Raw genomic sequence first — 16,288 nt, 5'->3', positions numbered from 1 at the left:
GATGTGCCTTGTTAAGATGCATAGTCTATCATGCGCATCAGGGGAAACGCATTCTCAGGCGGGGGAGCTCATGGCACCAATCGATTTTCGCAATAAAATTAACTGGCATCGTCGTTTCCGTTCTCCGCAGGGAGAAAAGAGCGAGCACGAGATCCTGCGTATCTTCGAAAGCGATCGCGGGCGTATTGTGAACTCGCCGGCGATCCGCCGCCTGCAGCAAAAAACTCAGGTCTTCCCGCTGGAGCGCAATGCCGCCGTTCGCACCCGTCTGACCCATTCTATGGAAGTACAGCAGGTCGGGCGCTACATTGCCAAAGAGATTTTAAGCCGTCTGAAAGAGCAGCGTTTGCTGGAAACTTATGGTCTGGATGAACTCACCGGGCCGTTCGAAAGCATCGTGGAGATGGCCTGCCTGATGCACGACATCGGCAACCCGCCGTTCGGCCATTTCGGCGAGGCGGCGATCAATGACTGGTTCAAACAGAAACTTTTCCCGTCCGATGCGGCAAGTCAGCCCCTGAGCGAAGACCGCTGTATCGTCAGAGCCCTAAAACTGCGCGAAGGCGAAGAGGCCTTAAACGACCTGCGGCGCAAGGTGCGTCAGGATCTCTGCCAGTTCGAAGGCAACGCCCAGGGAATTCGTCTGGTGCATTCTCTGATGCGCATGAACCTGACCTGGGCGCAGGTGGGCTGCATTCTCAAATATACCCGCCCGGCGTGGTGGATGGGTGAACCGCCCGCGTCGCACAGCTATTTGATGAAAAAGCCCGGCTATTATTTGTCTGAAGAACGCTATATTGAAAGGCTGCGTAAAGAACTATCACTGACCCCGCACGGGCGCTTTCCATTGACGTGGATTATGGAAGCCGCTGACGATATTTCCTATTGCGTGGCCGATCTGGAAGACGCCGTTGAGAAAAGAATATTTAGCGTCGAGGAGCTTTATCAGCATCTTTACGACGCCTGGGGCAAGCCTGAAAAAGGCTCGCTCTTTTCTCAGGTGGTCGAAAACGCGTGGGAAAAATCCCGTTCCAATTCATTGAGTCGCAGTACGGAAGATCAGTTCTTTATGTATTTGCGGGTCAATACCTTAAATAAACTGGTGCCCTACGCGGCGTCGCGTTTTATCGACAATTTACCGGCGATTTTTAGCGGTGAGTTTAATCATGCGCTGCTGGAAGATGACAGCGGGTTTAGCCAACTCCTTGAGTTGTATAAAGATGTCGCCATGCGCCACGTCTTCAGTCATCCGGACGTTGAACAGCTGGAATTACAGGGTTATCGGGTGATCAGCGGCCTGCTGGAAATCTATCGACCGCTGCTGCAATTATCCGTCGACGACTTTACCGAGCTGGTGGAAAAAGATCGCATCAAACGTTTGCCGATTGAAACGCGGCTGCTGCATAAACTCTCGACTCGTCATCGACTTGCCTACGTTGAAGCGGTCAGTAAAATCGATCGCGAATCCGTGCAGTGGCCGGTTCTGGAATATTATTATCGCTGCCGTCTTATTCAGGACTATATCAGCGGCATGACCGATTTGTATGCCTGGGATGAATACCGCCGCCTGATGGCAGTGGAATAATGAATGAGTTTTGTAAAGACAAACAATAAATTTTTACTTTTTCCAAAAACTTAATCCCGGAACTTCGGGCTATAAAACGAATCTGACGTACACAGCAATTTTGCGTTATCTGTAAATCGAGATTGAGAACATGAAAAAAACCACATTAGCAATGAGTGCACTGGCTCTGAGTTTAGGTTTAGCGTTATCCCCTCTGACTGCAACCGCAGCGGAGACCGCATCGTCGGCCGCTACGGCGCAGCCGATGCCAAGCCTTGCCCCGATGCTCGAAAAAGTGATGCCATCGGTGGTGAGTATTAACGTTGAGGGGAGCACGACCGTTAATACACCGCGCATGCCGCGCAACTTCCAGCAGTTCTTCGGTGATAACTCACCGTTCTGCCAGGACGGTTCTCCGTTCCAGAGCTCCCCATTCTGTCAGGGTGGCGGCGCTGGTGATGACGCCCCAGGCGGCGGTAACGGCGGCGGCCAGCAGCAGAAATTCATGGCCCTGGGTTCAGGCGTGATCATTGATGCGGCGAAAGGCTATGTCGTGACTAACAACCACGTGGTCGACAACGCCAGCACCATCAAAGTGCAGCTGAGCGATGGCCGTAAATTTGATGCCAAAGTGGTGGGTAAAGACCCACGCTCTGACATCGCCCTGATCCAGATTCAGGATCCGAAAAACCTGACGGCGATTAAACTGGCTGACTCCGATGCCCTGCGCGTCGGTGACTACACCGTCGCTATCGGTAACCCGTTTGGTCTGGGTGAAACCGTGACCTCCGGTATCGTTTCTGCGCTGGGCCGTAGCGGCCTGAACGCGGAAAACTACGAAAACTTCATTCAGACCGATGCGGCGATTAACCGCGGTAACTCCGGCGGCGCGCTGGTGAACCTGAACGGTGAGCTGATCGGGATTAACACCGCGATCCTGGCACCGGACGGCGGCAACATCGGTATCGGCTTTGCGATCCCGAGTAACATGGTGAAAAACCTGACCGGTCAGATGGTTGAGTTTGGTCAGGTGAAACGCGGCGAGCTGGGCATTCTGGGTACCGAACTGAACTCCGAGCTGGCAAAAGCGATGAAAGTGGACGCTCAGCGCGGCGCATTCGTCAGCCAGGTGATGCCGAACTCCTCTGCGGCGAAAGCCGGTATCAAGGCGGGTGACGTGATCACCACCCTGAACGGCAAGCCAATCAGCAGCTTTGCGGCGCTGCGTGCTGAAGTCGGCTCTATGCCGGTCGGTAGCAAAGTGTCCCTCGGCTTGCTGCGTGACGGCAAACCGGTGAACGTGAGCCTGGAGCTGCAGCAGAGCAGCCAGAATCAGGTCGACTCCAGCACCATCTTTAGCGGCATCGAAGGTGCGGATATGAGCAACAAAGGCGCGGATAAAGGCGTGGTGGTGAATGACGTTAAAGCCAGCTCCCCGGCGGCGCGTATCGGCCTGAAAAAAGGCGATGTGATTATCGGCGCGAACCAGCAGCCGGTGAAAAACATTGCTGAACTGCGCAAAATTCTCGACAGCAAACCAACGGTGCTGGCGCTGAATATCCAGCGTGGTGACACCAGCCTGTACCTGTTAATGCAGTAATCTCCCCAACCCCTGCCTGCAATCAGGCAGGGGTTTCTTCGTTTCTGTGACCCTTTCCACAAGTCCATACTTCTCTCCCTGACTTTGTGCATCCGCACAATGCCACACCCTTTGAACTCCCCTATGCTTGAGCTCTGCTCACAGGAGGGGTACATGGCTGGCTGGCATCTCGATACCAAAATGGCGCAGGAAATCGTGGCACGAACCATGCGCATCATTGATACCAATATCAACGTGATGGATGCCCGTGGGCGAATCATCGGCAGCGGCGATCGTGAGCGCATTGGGGAATTGCACGAAGGCGCGCTTCTGGTGCTCTCTCAGGGGCGGGTGGTGGATATCGACGACGCAGTGGCGCGGCACCTGCACGGCGTGCGTCAGGGGATCAACCTGCCGCTGCGTCTCGAAGGGGAGATCGTCGGTGTCATCGGTTTGACCGGTGAACCGGAATCCCTGCGCAAATACGGTGAGCTGGTCTGTATGACCGCCGAGATGATGCTCGAGCAGTCGCGTCTGATGCACCTCCTGGCACAGGACAGCCGTCTGCGCGAAGAGCTGGTGATGAACCTGATCCAGGCCGAAGAGCATACGCCAGCGCTGACGGAGTGGGCGCAGCGTCTGGGCATCGATCTCAATCAGCCGCGCGTGGTGGCGGTGATTGAAGTGGACAGCGGCCAGCTCGGCGTGGACAGCGCGATGGCGGAGCTGCAGCAGCTGCAAAATGCGCTGGCGACGCCGGAGCGCAATAACCTGGTGGCGATTGTGTCCCTGACCGAGATGGTGGTCCTGAAACCGGCGCTTAATCAGTTTGGCCGCTGGGATGCGGAAGATCATCGTCGTCGCGTTGAGCAGCTTATCGCGCGGATGAAAGAGAACGGTCAGCTGCGTTTTCGCGTCGCCCTCGGCAACTATTTCACCGGGCCGGGCAGCATCGCCCGTTCCTGGCGCACGGCGCGCACCACCATGATGGTGGGGAAACAGCGGATGCCCGAAAGCCGGGGCTATTTCTATCAGGATTTAATGCTGCCCGTCCTGCTCGACAGTCTTCGCGGCGGCTGGCAGGCCAATGAGCTGGCGCGGCCATTGGTGCGCCTCAAGGCGATGGATAACAACGGGCTGCTGCGCCGGACGCTACAGGCCTGGTTTCGCCATAACGTGCAGCCGCTGGCGACCTCGAAAGCGCTGTTTATTCATCGCAATACGCTGGAGTACCGGTTGAACCGCATTTCGGAGCTGACGGGGCTGGATCTGGGCAATTTCGATGACAGGCTGTTGCTGTATGTGGCGTTGCAGCTGGATGAGCAAAGGTGAGTTATTCATGCCTGGTGTCGCTGCGCTTACCGGGCCAACAAGGTCACCGCACCAGTGGCGGGATCGTAGGCCCGGTAAGCGCAGCGCCACCGGGCGTTTAACTGTACGAACCTCACCTTTGTGCCGGGTGGCGGCTTCGCCTTACCCGGCCTACAGGAAGCTCGCACCACAGCATTTACTTCCCGCGCGTTAACTTCTCAAGATCCGATTCGATTTCGCTGATCTTGTTGGTTACAACGCTTTCCAGATGACGCAGATCATCCAGGATCTTACGTTTAAGATCGACTTCGGTGCGATCGCGCTGGCAGATCTGATCGAGTTCATCAATGACATAGCGGAGATTCGGGCTGATTTCCTGAACCTCTTTATACCCCTGGCCGACGCCATCGGCGACGACGGTTTTACGTTGACGCGGGTACTTGAACTTCACGCTCTTCGCGAAAAACTCTCCTTTGTCCTTGTGAAAATAGATTTTCAGAATATCGTTGTTCGCTTCCTGGCGGAGGCTGTAACGATCAATTTCATCAGGATTGGTAATGCCCAGACTTTTCAGATTATCGTACATAGCGGTACCCTTGAGCTCAACATAACCTATGAATAATTAACGAAAAAATCTATCTTCGCCACCATCAGATGTAAAAAAAGCGGGGTGGCCCCCGCTTTTTGTTATACCCGATTAATCGATGGTACGCAGCAGTTCGTTGATGCCGACTTTGCCGCGCGTTTTCGCATCGACTTTTTTCACGATAACCGCACAGTACAGGCTGTATTTGCCATCTTTCGACGGCAGGTTGCCGGAGACAACAACAGAACCCGCCGGTACGCGGCCGTAATGCACTTCACCCGTTTCACGATCGTAAATGCGGGTGCTCTGACCGATGTAAACGCCCATCGAGATTACTGAGCCTTCTTCGACGATCACGCCTTCAACTACTTCTGAACGCGCACCGATGAAGCAGTTGTCTTCGATGATGGTTGGGTTGGCCTGCAGTGGCTCAAGCACGCCACCGATGCCGACGCCGCCGGACAGGTGAACGTTTTTACCGATCTGCGCGCAAGAGCCGACGGTTGCCCAGGTATCCACCATGGTGCCTTCGTCAACGTAGGCACCGATGTTCACGTATGAAGGCATCAGTACAGTGTTGCGTGCGATGTATGCACCCTGGCGAACGGCCGCAGGCGGAACCACGCGGAAACCTTCTTTCTGGAAACGCGCTTCGTCGTAATCAGCGAATTTCATTGGCACTTTATCGAAGTAGCGGCTTTCAGCTCCGTCGATAACCTGGTTATCGTTAATACGGAAAGAGAGCAGCACGGCTTTCTTCAGCCACTGATGAGTTACCCACTGGCCGTCAATTTTTTCCGCGACACGCAGCGCGCCGGAATCAAGCAGAGAAATCACCTGATTCACCGCTTCGCGGGTGACGGTATCCACATTTGCCGGGGTAATTTCGGCGCGACGCTCAAAGGCGGACTCAATAACGTTCTGTAACTGCTGCATTGTTTTTACTCTTTCCATTTCACTAAAAAACACGTCACCCTTTATCGTTTGGATTGAGGGCTGCTGTCAACCGTTGTTGCACCTCAAGTTGCAGCTCATTATTAAGGGCACGCCGGTCGGCGGTGGCGATTATGAATAAATCTTCTACTCGCTCGCCAATGGTTGTAATTCTGGCCCCATGCAGCGAAATTCCCAGATCCGCAAAAACCTGGCCGACCCGCGCCAGCAGGCCCGGCTGGTCCAAAGCAATCAGTTCGAGGAACGATTTGCGGTCCGTGTGCGTCGGCAGGAAATTGACCTCCGTATCGACGGTAAAGTGGCGCAATTTCGCCGGCTGGCGACGCGGCTGCGGCGGCTGCCAGCTGTGCTGGGTAATCGCCTGTTCCAGACCAAAACGAATGCCTTCGTGACGGTCGGACGAGAGCGGGCTGCCGTCCGGCTCCAGCACGATAAAGGTATCCATCGCCATGCCGTCGCGGGTGGTAAAGATCTGCGCGTCGTGAACGCTCAGGTTGCGCCTGTCGAGTTCAGCGCAGACGGCGGCAAACAGATAGGCCCGATCCGGGCTCCAGATAAAGATCTCCGTGCCGCCGCGCGTGGCCTGCGGGCTCAGCAGGATCAGCGGTTTTTTCAGATCGTGCTTCAGCAGGTGCCGTGCGTGCCAGGCGAGCTGATTTGGACTGTGACGCACGAAATAGTTGGCCCGACAGCGCGTCCAGATCTGATGCAGCGCTTCCTCATCAATATTGTCCATCCGCAGTAGCGCCAGCGCCTGAAGCTGATGGTGGCGCACACGCTCGCGCATATCCGGCGTGTTTTGCATCCCGCGGCGCAGCTGTTTTTCGGTGGCGAAATAGAGCTCGCGCAACAGGCTCTGCTTCCAGCTGTTCCACAGGGTTTCGTTGGTGGCGCAGATATCCGCCACCGTCAGGCAGACCAGAAAACGCAGACGGTTTTCGGTTTGTACGATTTCGGCGAACTGCTTAATCACTTCCGGGTCCTGAATATCGCGACGCTGTGCGGTGACGGACATCAGCAGATGATGGCGCACCAGCCAGGCGACGAGCTGGGTTTCGCGGGAGTTCAGGCCGTGGAGTTCGGCAAATTTCAGCACGTCCTGGGCACCGAGCACCGAATGGTCGCCCCCGCGCCCTTTGGCGATATCGTGGAACAGCGCGGCGATCAGTATCAGTTCCGGGTGACTGAGGCGCGGCCAGAGTTCGACGCACAGCGGGTGCTTCGAACGCGTCTCTTCTTTGGCAAAACTTTCCAGCTTCAGCATCACGCGAATGGTGTGTTCATCCACCGTATAAGCGTGGAACAGGTCAAACTGCATCTGGCCGACGATGTGCGACCACTGGGGCATGTAGGCCCAGAGCACGCTGTGACGGTGCATCGGCAGCAGACCGCGGCTGACCGCGCCGGGGTGGCGCAACATGCTCAGGAATAACGAGCGCGCTTCCGGGATATAGCACAGGGGCTGCGTCAGATGGCGACGCGCGTGGCGCAGATGGCGCAGCGTGGTGGAGTAGATCCCGGTGATCGTGCTGTTGCGCACCATGGTGTAGAACATGCGCAGGATCGCTTCCGGCTCGCGGATAAACAGCGTTTCGTCGCGCAGATCGATCAGGGTGCCGCGCAGCTGGAATTCGTCATCAATCGGACGCGGTTTTTCATCAGTGGTTAGCGCCAGGATCGCTTCGTCAAACAGCTGCAGCAGCATCTGGTTAAGCTCTGAGACACGGCGGGTGACGCGGAAAAAATCCTTCATCATCTGCTCGACCGGCTCGTTGCCTTCGCCGCTGTAGTTGAGGCGCTGGGCGACGCTGAGCTGACGGTCGAACAGCAGACGGTTGTCGTAGCGGGTGACTTCCAGATGCAGGGCGAAGCGGATACGCCACAGCAGATGCAGGCATTCGTTGAGTTCGTTGCGCTCGGCCTCGGTCAAAAAGCCAAAACCGACCATCTCATCCAGCGAGGTGGCGCCAAAATGGCGGCGGGCGACCCACTGCAACGTGTGGATATCCCGCAGGCCGCCGGGGCTGCTTTTGATATCGGGTTCGAGGTTGTAGCTGGTGCCGTGATAGCGCTGGTGGCGGATGTTTTGCTCTTCAACCTTGGCGGCGAAGAAACGCTCCGAAGGCCAGAAGCCGTCGCTAAAAATGTGTTTTTGCAGCTCGAGGAACAGGGCGACATCGCCGATCAGCAGGCGTGTTTCGATCAGGTTGGTGGCGACGGTGAGATCCGATAGGCCTTCCAGCAGGCACTCTTCAAGAGTGCGCACGCTGTGGCCGACTTCCAGTTTGACGTCCCAGAGCAGGGTCAGCAGTTCACCAATTTTTTGTGCGTGCTCGTCGGGCAGCTTTTTGCGGCTCAGTACCAGCAGGTCGATATCGGAGAGCGGGTGCAGTTCGCCGCGTCCGTAACCGCCGACGGCGACCAGCGCGACGTCGCTGATCTGGCCAAAGCCGTAATCGATCCACAGACGTTGCAGCAGCTGATCGATAAATTCGGTGCGCGCTTCGATGAGCTCTTCCGCCGAAATGCCTTCGTCAAAGGCTTTCCCCAGCCAGCGCTGAAAAACGTCGATATGCGCTTTGATATCCGCCACCGTGAGATCGCGCTGCGGCCAGACGCCGGGGTTGTCCGGCTGGTCGGGCAGGGTGGGCAGAGCTGTGTTCGGATACTGTTCAGGTAAAAGGTTACTCATCTCGTGCGCCACCCATAAGTAAAAGCTATAGCCATTAAAAAAGCCGGCATTTGCCGGCTTCTTATTATTCGTTGTGCGAGAGTATCGCCGGGATGGTGTCATCCTTTCGCAACGTCATAATTTCGCAGCCGTTGTCTGTTACCACAATAGTATGCTCGTACTGCGCAGACAAGCTTCTGTCTTTGGTTTTTACCGTCCAGCCATCTTTCATGGTGCGGATGCGGTAGTCGCCGGAGTTCACCATGGGTTCGATGGTGAAGGTCATGCCTTTCTGCAGCACCACGCCGCCGTCATCTGCATCGTAGTGCAGAACCTGCGGCTCTTCGTGGAAGACGCGACCAATGCCGTGCCCACAGTATTCGCGCACCACGGAGAAACCTTCCGCTTCGACGAATTTCTGGATCGCGGCACCGATGGTACGCAGGCGGATGCCCGGCTTCACCATTTTCAGCGCCAGGTAGAGGCTCTCCTGGGTGATGCGGCACAGGCGCTCGCCGAGGATGGTCGGTTTGCCGACGATAAACATTTTGGAGGTATCGCCGTGATACTCGTCTTTGATGACGGTCACGTCGATGTTGACGATATCGCCATCTTTCAGCAGTTTCTCGTCGTCCGGAATACCGTGACACACCACTTCATTAATAGAGATGCAGACGGATTTCGGGAAACCGTGGTAGCCGAGGCAGGCGGAGACCGCGTGCTGCTCGTTGACAATATAGTCGTTACAAATGCGATCCAGCTCGCCGGTGCTGACGCCCGGTTTGATGTACGGCTCGATCATTTCCAGCACTTCAGCGGCCAGACGACCGGCGACGCGCATCTTTTCAATTTCTTCAGGGGTCTTAATAGAGATAGCCATGTAATCTGTCCATCGGTGTCGATTTTTTCGACAATACTAGTCTAAGTGTTGTCAATGGTACCAGTCTGGAGCGTTGCCTGCCAAATTGAGAATCATTAACAGCACACACCGCCAACAACTGTTGGTTTATGGTGGCGTTTTGTGGTATAAAGCGCGCCGGACTTCCGATCCATTTGTCATACACAAGATGGACCAGAAGCGACAACTCTCACATTGTGTAAATAACACACACGTATCGGCACATATTCCGGGGTGCCCTTCGGGGTCGGTAATATGGGATACGTGGAGGCATAACCCCAACATTTAAATAGAGGTTTTAAACATGGCAACTGTTTCCATGCGCGACATGCTCAAGGCTGGTGTTCACTTCGGTCACCAGACCCGTTACTGGAACCCGAAAATGAAGCCTTTCATCTTCGGCGCGCGTAACAAAGTTCACATCATCAACCTTGAGAAAACTGTACCAATGTTCAACGAAGCCCTGGCTGAGCTGAGCAAGATCTCTTCCCGTAAAGGTAAGATTCTGTTTGTTGGTACTAAACGCGCTGCAAGCGAAGCTGTGAAAGAAGCTGCAAACAGCTGCGATCAGTTCTTCGTGAACCATCGCTGGTTGGGCGGCATGCTGACCAACTGGAAAACTGTTCGTCAGTCCATCAAGCGCCTGAAAGATCTGGAAACCCAGTCTCAGGACGGTACTTTCGATAAGCTGACCAAGAAAGAAGCGCTGATGCGTACTCGTGAGCTGGACAAGCTGGAAAACAGCCTGGGCGGCATCAAAGACATGGGCGGTCTGCCAGACGCTCTGTTCGTTATCGACGCTGATCACGAGCACATCGCTATCAAAGAAGCGAACAACCTGGGTATCCCGGTATTCTCTATCGTTGATACCAACTCCGATCCGGACGGTGTTGACTTCGTTATCCCGGGTAACGACGATGCAATCCGTGCAGTTACACTGTATCTGAGCGCTGTTGCAGCTACCGTTCGTGAAGGCCGTTCCCAGGATCTGGCTTCTCAGGCGGAAGAAAGCTTCGTAGAAGCTGAATAATAAGGTCCTCCCTTATTTAGTACCGTGTATAAATAGGGGCCTCTATCTGGCCCCTTTTTCACTTTTAAGACTGTCTGGTTTCTTAAGCCGGGCAGGACATCTCTCCCGAGGATTAAAGAATGGCTGAAATTACCGCATCCCTGGTAAAAGAGCTGCGCGAGCGTACTGGCGCAGGCATGATGGATTGCAAAAAAGCGCTGACTGAAGCGAACGGCGACATCGAGCTGGCAATCGAAAACATGCGTAAATCCGGCGCAATCAAAGCGGCGAAAAAAGCAGGTAACGTTGCAGCTGACGGCGTGATCATCACCAAAATCGACGGCACCTACGGCATCATTCTGGAAGTTAACTGCCAGACTGACTTCGTGGCTAAAGATGGCGGTTTCCAGGCTTTCGCTAACAAAGTACTGGACGCAGCTGTTGCTGGCAAAATCACTGACGTTGAGGTTCTGAAAGCACAGTTCGAAGAAGAACGTGTTGCTCTGGTTGCTAAAATCGGTGAGAACATCAACATCCGTCGTGTTGCTGCACTGGAAGGCGAAGTTCTGGGTTCATACCAGCACGGCGCTCGTATCGGTGTACTGGTTGCCGCTAAAGGCGCTGACGAAGAGCTGGTTAAACAGCTGGCTATGCACATCGCTGCAAGCAAACCAGAATTCGTTAAACCAGAAGACGTGTCTGCTGAAGTGGTAGAAAAAGAGTACCAGGTTCAGCTGGACATCGCCATGCAGTCTGGCAAGCCGAAAGAAATCGCAGAGAAAATGGTTGAAGGCCGCATGAAGAAATTCACCGGCGAAGTTTCTCTGACTGGCCAGCCTTTCGTTATGGATCCAAGCAAGTCTGTTGCTCAGCTGCTGAAAGAGCACAACGCTGACGTGACTGGCTTCATCCGCTTCGAAGTGGGCGAAGGCATCGAGAAAGTTGAAACTGACTTCGCAGCAGAAGTTGCTGCAATGTCCAAGCAGTCTTAATGATTGCGAAGGAGCCGCCTGAGGGCGGCTTCTTTTTGCCCCTCGTGTGTAAATCAGACAGACTCCGCTAGTTTCTGTGCTGATATGCGACATACAATGTCGCCAGAATTAACCCCCATCTTAATCGTTGACAGTCTCAGGAAAGAAACATGGCTACCAATGCAAAACCCGTGTACAAACGCATTCTGCTTAAGCTGAGTGGCGAAGCACTGCAGGGAACGGAAGGCTTCGGTATTGACGCAAGCATTCTCGACCGCATGGCACAGGAAATCAAAGAACTGGTTGAACTGGGTATCCAGGTTGGCGTAGTTATTGGCGGCGGCAACCTTTTCCGTGGCGCTGGTCTGGCGAAAGCGGGTATGAACCGCGTTGTGGGCGACCACATGGGTATGCTGGCAACCGTGATGAATGGCCTGGCGATGCGTGATGCGCTTCACCGTGCCTATGTGAACGCCCGCCTGATGTCCGCTATTCCCCTGAATGGCGTGTGTGATAACTACAGCTGGGCAGAGGCAATCAGTCTGCTGCGCAATAACCGCGTGGTAATCCTCTCCGCCGGTACCGGTAACCCGTTCTTTACCACCGACTCCGCTGCCTGTCTGCGCGGGATCGAAATCGAAGCTGACGTGGTGCTGAAAGCGACCAAAGTTGACGGCGTGTTTACTGCCGATCCGGCAACCGATCCTACCGCCACGATGTACGATCAGCTGAGCTACAACGAAGTGCTGGATAAAGAGCTGAAAGTGATGGATCTTGCCGCCTTCACGCTGGCTCGTGACCACAAATTACCGATTCGTGTTTTCAACATGAATAAGCCTGGTGCACTGCGTCGCGTAGTGATGGGCGAAAAAGAAGGCACTTTGATCACGGAATAATTTCCGTTGACGACAAATACAGGTAAGATTCCGCATTACTTTTGTAGTGGGTTTGTTACCTGGACGCGCCTTTGGCGTTGTCATGAATTAAACGCGACTATACTTAGCACACCCATAGCGGCTGTGCTGGCGGATAGTCTGCCTGAGACTAGTGTTCAAGGATTCGTAACGTGATTAACGACATCAGAAAAGATGCTGAAACACGCATGGAAAAATGCGTAGAAGCGTTCAAAAACCAAATCAGCAAAGTGCGTACTGGTCGTGCTTCCCCAAGCCTGCTGGATGGCATTGTAGTGGAATACTACGGTACGCCAACTCCGCTGCGTCAGCTGGCGAGCGTAACGGTAGAAGACACCCGTACCCTGAAAATCAACGTTTTCGATCGTTCATTGGGCCCGGCTGTAGAAAAAGCGATCATGGCTTCTGACCTGGGTCTGAACCCAAGCTCTGCGGGCACTGACATCCGCGTTCCACTGCCTCCGCTGACGGAAGAGCGTCGTAAAGAGTTGATCAAAGTGGTGCGTGGCGAAGCTGAAGGCGCTCGCGTTGCTGTGCGTAACGTGCGTCGTGATGCGAACGACAAAGTGAAAGCACTGCTGAAAGAGAAAGAAATCAGCGAAGACGACGATCGTCGCTCCCAGGACGACGTGCAGAAAATGACAGACGCAGCGATCAAGAAAGTTGACGCGGCGCTGGCAGATAAAGAAGCGGAACTGATGCAGTTCTGATTTCTGACGTCATCTGATAAAACGCCGTTCAGAAAGTCCTGTGACTTTGCTGGCGGCGTTTTGCTTTTATATGGTCTAACTTTCTTCCGGGCATCTCATGAAGCATTTAACTCTCCTCGGCTCGACCGGCTCTATCGGTTGCAGCACTCTCGACGTTGTTCGTCATAACCCTGAACAGTACACGGTGACTGCCCTTGTGGCCGGAAAGAACGTGCAGCGCATGGTTGAGCAATGTCTCGAGTTTACTCCCCGCTATGCGGTGATGGATGACGAGGAAAGTGCTCGCCAGGTCAAAACATTGCTGGCAGAGAATGGCAGCCGTACGAAAGTTCTGAGCGGACAGCAGGCCGCCTGTGACATGGCCGCGTTAAGCGAAGTGGATCTGGTGATGGCGGCTATCGTTGGTGCTGCCGGTCTGCTGCCAACCCTTGCGGCCATTGATGCCGGTAAGACCGTACTGCTGGCAAACAAAGAGTCGCTGGTGACCTGCGGACGTCTGTTTATGGACGCGGTGAAAGCGCGAGGTGCGCGCCTTTTGCCGGTAGATAGCGAACATAACGCGATTTTTCAGAGTTTACCGCAACCTTTTCAACAGGACCTGGGGTACGCTTCCCTTGAGCAGAATGGCGTAGTATCGATTCTGCTTACCGGGTCTGGTGGCCCATTCCGTGAAACGCCGCTGTCTGAACTGGCCTCGATGACGCCCGATCAGGCCTGTCGGCATCCGAACTGGTCGATGGGACGTAAAATCTCCGTCGATTCCGCCACTATGATGAACAAAGGTCTGGAATACATTGAAGCTCGCTGGTTATTTAATGCGTCAGCGAAACAGATGGAAGTGCTGATCCACCCGCAGTCGGTGATTCATTCCATGGTGCGATATCAGGACGGCAGCGTGCTGGCGCAACTGGGCGAACCGGATATGCGCACGCCAATCGCCCATTCGATGGCGTGGCCTAACCGTGTGATCTCCGGGGCAAAGCCGCTCGATTTTTGCAAAATCAGCTCACTGACTTTCAGCGAACCTGACTATGATCGTTACCCTTGTCTGAAACTGGCGATGAACGCCTTCGATCAGGGGCAAGCCGCAACGACGGCGCTCAATGCCGCAAACGAAATTACCGTTGAGGCATTTTTGAATCAGCACATCCGCTTTACGGATATCGCGGCACTTAATCTGTCGGTACTTGAAGCGATGGATCTGCGTGAACCGCAGAGCGTGGAAGAAGTGCTGGCAGTTGATGCGGCAGCGCGCATCGTTGCACGCGAACAAGTGACGCGCCTCGCAAGCAGGTGATAATCCACCTGCTACAGGTCGTGCTATTTGTTAGCGTTGGGCTTCAGTGATATAGTCTGCGCCACCTGATTGCGGGTATTAGACGTTGAGCGGTCAGGTAAGCCGTGGTTTACACGGCTTTTTTGTGGAAAGGCTTCAGTATTCCTGAGTACCGTTAAATCCTTTCAGGGACTAAAAACGCGTTATGTTGTCTGCGAATCAACCAATAAGCGAAAACTTGCCAGCTCATGGCTGTCGCCATGTAGCAATCATCATGGATGGCAATGGCCGCTGGGCGAAAAGACAAGGGAAGATACGAGCCTTTGGGCATAAAGCTGGGGCGAAGTCTGTTCGCCGCGCCGTTTCTTTTGCCGCCAATAACGGCATTGATGCGTTAACGCTCTATGCTTTCAGCAGTGAAAACTGGAATCGACCGCCGCAGGAAGTGACGGCGTTGATGGAATTGTTTGTGTGGGCGTTAGACAGCGAAGTAAAAAGCCTGCACCGCCACAACGTTCGCCTGCGCATTATCGGCGATACCAGTCGTTTCAACTCACGTCTGCAGGAACGCATTCGTAAAGCGGAAGCGGTGACCGAAAATAATACCGGTCTGACGCTCAATATCGCGGCGAATTACGGTGGACGTTGGGACATTATCCAGGGTGTTCGGCATTTGGCCGAACAGGTTCAGGAAGGGCTGTTAACACCCGACCAAATTGATGAAGAGGCGCTGGGTCAGCAAATCTGCATGAACGAACTGGCACCTGTGGATTTGGTTATTAGGACAGGGGGAGAACATCGAATCAGTAATTTTTTGCTTTGGCAAATTGCCTATGCCGAACTTTACTTTACGGATGTTCTTTGGCCCGATTTTGATGAACAAGACTTTGAAGGTGCGCTGAATGCCTTTGCCAATCGTGAGCGTCGCTTCGGCGGCACGGAGCCGGGCACCGAAAAAGTCTGATGGGGGTAGCTTTTGCTGAAGTATCGCCTGATTTCCGCTTTTGTATTAATACCCATCGTTATCGCGGCGCTGTTTTTACTGCCGCCAGTGGGATTTGCCATTGTCACGCTGGTGGTGTGTATGCTCGCCGCGTGGGAGTGGGGGCAGCTTAGCGGCTTTACTTCGCGCACTCAGCGGGTATGGCTGGCGGTACTCTGTGGCCTGTTACTGGCGCTGATGCTGTTTATGTTGCCTGAATATCATCACGATATTCATCAACCGCTGATCGAGGGTTCCCTGTGGGCTTCCCTGGGCTGGTGGGTTGCTGCGCTGCTGCTGGTGCTTTTCTATCCCGGCTCGGCAGCGTTCTGGCGCAACTCTAAAACGTGGCGTCTGATTTTCGGTCTGCTCACAATTGTTCCTTTTTTCTGGGGTATGATCGTGCTGCGCGTCTGGCACTACGACGACAACCACTATAGCGGCTCTCTGTGGCTGCTGTATGTGATGATTCTCGTCTGGGGTGCTGACTCCGGGGCCTATATGTTTGGTAAACTGTTTGGCAAACATAAACTGGCGCCGAAAGTGTCGCCTGGCAAAACCTGGCAGGGGTTCATCGGCGGTCTGTTTACAGCTGCGATTATCTCCTGGGGATATGGCGTATGGGCGAATCTTGACGTCGCTCCGTCCACGCTGCTGATCTGCTCTATCTTTGCTGCGCTGGCGTCGGTTCTTGGCGATTTGACCGAGAGTATGTTCAAGCGTGAAGCAGGGATCAAAGACAGCGGCCATCTTATCCCAGGACATGGTGGAATACTGGATCGCATCGATAGCCTGACGGCTGCGGTACCGGTCTTTGCATGCCTGCTGCTGCTGGTATTTGGCACGATTTAACGGAAGGTTTT

14 protein-coding genes are annotated in these 16,288 nt (G+C 54.4%); 10 read left to right on the top strand and 4 right to left on the bottom strand.

The window, feature by feature from the left end; genetic code table 11:
- Positions 1–70 precede the first annotated feature (70 nt).
- The 3 genes from dgt (at position 71) to cdaR (ending at position 4,475) form a co-directional block, all read left to right on the top strand.
- Positions 71–1,585, top strand: coding sequence for a dGTPase (gene dgt / locus AC3WS9_RS17815; protein ID WP_492489635.1), 1,515 nt, complete (start codon positions 71–73; stop codon positions 1,583–1,585).
- A 130-nt stretch (positions 1,586–1,715) separates the two neighbouring features.
- Positions 1,716–3,164, top strand: a complete 1,449-nt coding sequence (gene degP, locus AC3WS9_RS17810) for a serine endoprotease DegP (RefSeq protein ID WP_285145963.1) — start codon at positions 1,716–1,718, stop codon at positions 3,162–3,164.
- A 153-nt stretch (positions 3,165–3,317) separates the two neighbouring features.
- Entirely contained in the window at positions 3,318–4,475 is a 1,158-nt protein-coding gene (gene cdaR / locus AC3WS9_RS17805; protein WP_012016110.1) for a DNA-binding transcriptional regulator CdaR, read from the top strand.
- A gap of 175 nt (positions 4,476–4,650) precedes the next feature.
- Here the strand turns inward: cdaR and AC3WS9_RS17800 are convergent, their stop codons facing one another.
- From AC3WS9_RS17800 to map, 4 genes are all read right to left on the bottom strand, one after another.
- Complete coding sequence (locus tag AC3WS9_RS17800; RefSeq protein ID WP_100777563.1) at positions 4,651–5,040, bottom strand: DUF3461 family protein; 390 nt, start codon at positions 5,038–5,040, stop codon at positions 4,651–4,653.
- A 111-nt stretch (positions 5,041–5,151) separates the two neighbouring features.
- Positions 5,152–5,976 carry a 2,3,4,5-tetrahydropyridine-2,6-dicarboxylate N-succinyltransferase gene (gene dapD, locus AC3WS9_RS17795; protein WP_282491704.1) on the bottom strand — a complete coding sequence of 275 codons (825 nt, stop codon included), beginning with the start codon at positions 5,974–5,976 and terminating at the stop codon, positions 5,152–5,154.
- 34 nt (positions 5,977–6,010) lie between these two features.
- Positions 6,011–8,686: a bifunctional uridylyltransferase/uridylyl-removing protein GlnD gene (glnD, locus tag AC3WS9_RS17790; RefSeq protein WP_282491705.1), complete on the bottom strand. Its 2,676-nt coding sequence runs from the start codon at positions 8,684–8,686 to the stop codon at positions 6,011–6,013.
- A 64-nt stretch (positions 8,687–8,750) separates the two neighbouring features.
- On the bottom strand, positions 8,751–9,545 hold the full coding sequence (gene map, locus AC3WS9_RS17785) for a type I methionyl aminopeptidase (protein ID WP_102104629.1): 795 nt from the start codon (positions 9,543–9,545) through the stop codon (positions 8,751–8,753).
- 322 nt (positions 9,546–9,867) lie between these two features.
- Between map and rpsB the strand changes: the two genes are divergently transcribed.
- The 7 genes from rpsB to cdsA all read left to right on the top strand — a co-directional run bounded on the left by rpsB (position 9,868) and on the right by cdsA (position 16,277).
- A complete protein-coding gene (gene rpsB, locus AC3WS9_RS17780; RefSeq protein ID WP_282491706.1) occupies positions 9,868–10,593 on the top strand; it encodes a 30S ribosomal protein S2 in 726 nt (241 codons plus the stop codon).
- A 119-nt stretch (positions 10,594–10,712) separates the two neighbouring features.
- Positions 10,713–11,564: a translation elongation factor Ts gene (tsf, locus tag AC3WS9_RS17775; protein ID WP_492489631.1), complete on the top strand. Its 852-nt coding sequence runs from the start codon at positions 10,713–10,715 to the stop codon at positions 11,562–11,564.
- 149 nt (positions 11,565–11,713) lie between these two features.
- Positions 11,714–12,439, top strand: coding sequence for a UMP kinase (pyrH, locus tag AC3WS9_RS17770; RefSeq protein WP_100777558.1), 726 nt, complete (start codon positions 11,714–11,716; stop codon positions 12,437–12,439).
- A 170-nt stretch (positions 12,440–12,609) separates the two neighbouring features.
- On the top strand, positions 12,610–13,167 hold the full coding sequence (frr, locus tag AC3WS9_RS17765; protein ID WP_095280841.1) for a ribosome recycling factor: 558 nt from the start codon (positions 12,610–12,612) through the stop codon (positions 13,165–13,167).
- A 97-nt stretch (positions 13,168–13,264) separates the two neighbouring features.
- Positions 13,265–14,464: a 1-deoxy-D-xylulose-5-phosphate reductoisomerase gene (gene ispC / locus AC3WS9_RS17760; RefSeq protein ID WP_285150686.1), complete on the top strand. Its 1,200-nt coding sequence runs from the start codon at positions 13,265–13,267 to the stop codon at positions 14,462–14,464.
- 184 nt (positions 14,465–14,648) lie between these two features.
- A complete protein-coding gene (gene ispU / locus AC3WS9_RS17755; RefSeq protein WP_282491709.1) occupies positions 14,649–15,407 on the top strand; it encodes a (2E,6E)-farnesyl-diphosphate-specific ditrans,polycis-undecaprenyl-diphosphate synthase in 759 nt (252 codons plus the stop codon).
- Between the two features lie 12 nt (positions 15,408–15,419).
- Positions 15,420–16,277 (top strand): phosphatidate cytidylyltransferase, encoded by an 858-nt coding sequence (gene cdsA, locus AC3WS9_RS17750; RefSeq protein WP_282491710.1) that lies wholly within the window; start codon positions 15,420–15,422, stop codon positions 16,275–16,277.
- The last annotated feature ends 11 nt before the right edge of the window (positions 16,278–16,288 follow it).

This window comes from Lelliottia sp. EB106-05-01-XG201 (genome assembly GCF_058791735.1).
The sequence above is the reverse complement of the archived record's forward strand: the minus strand, read 5'-3'. Positions and strand labels throughout refer to the sequence as shown.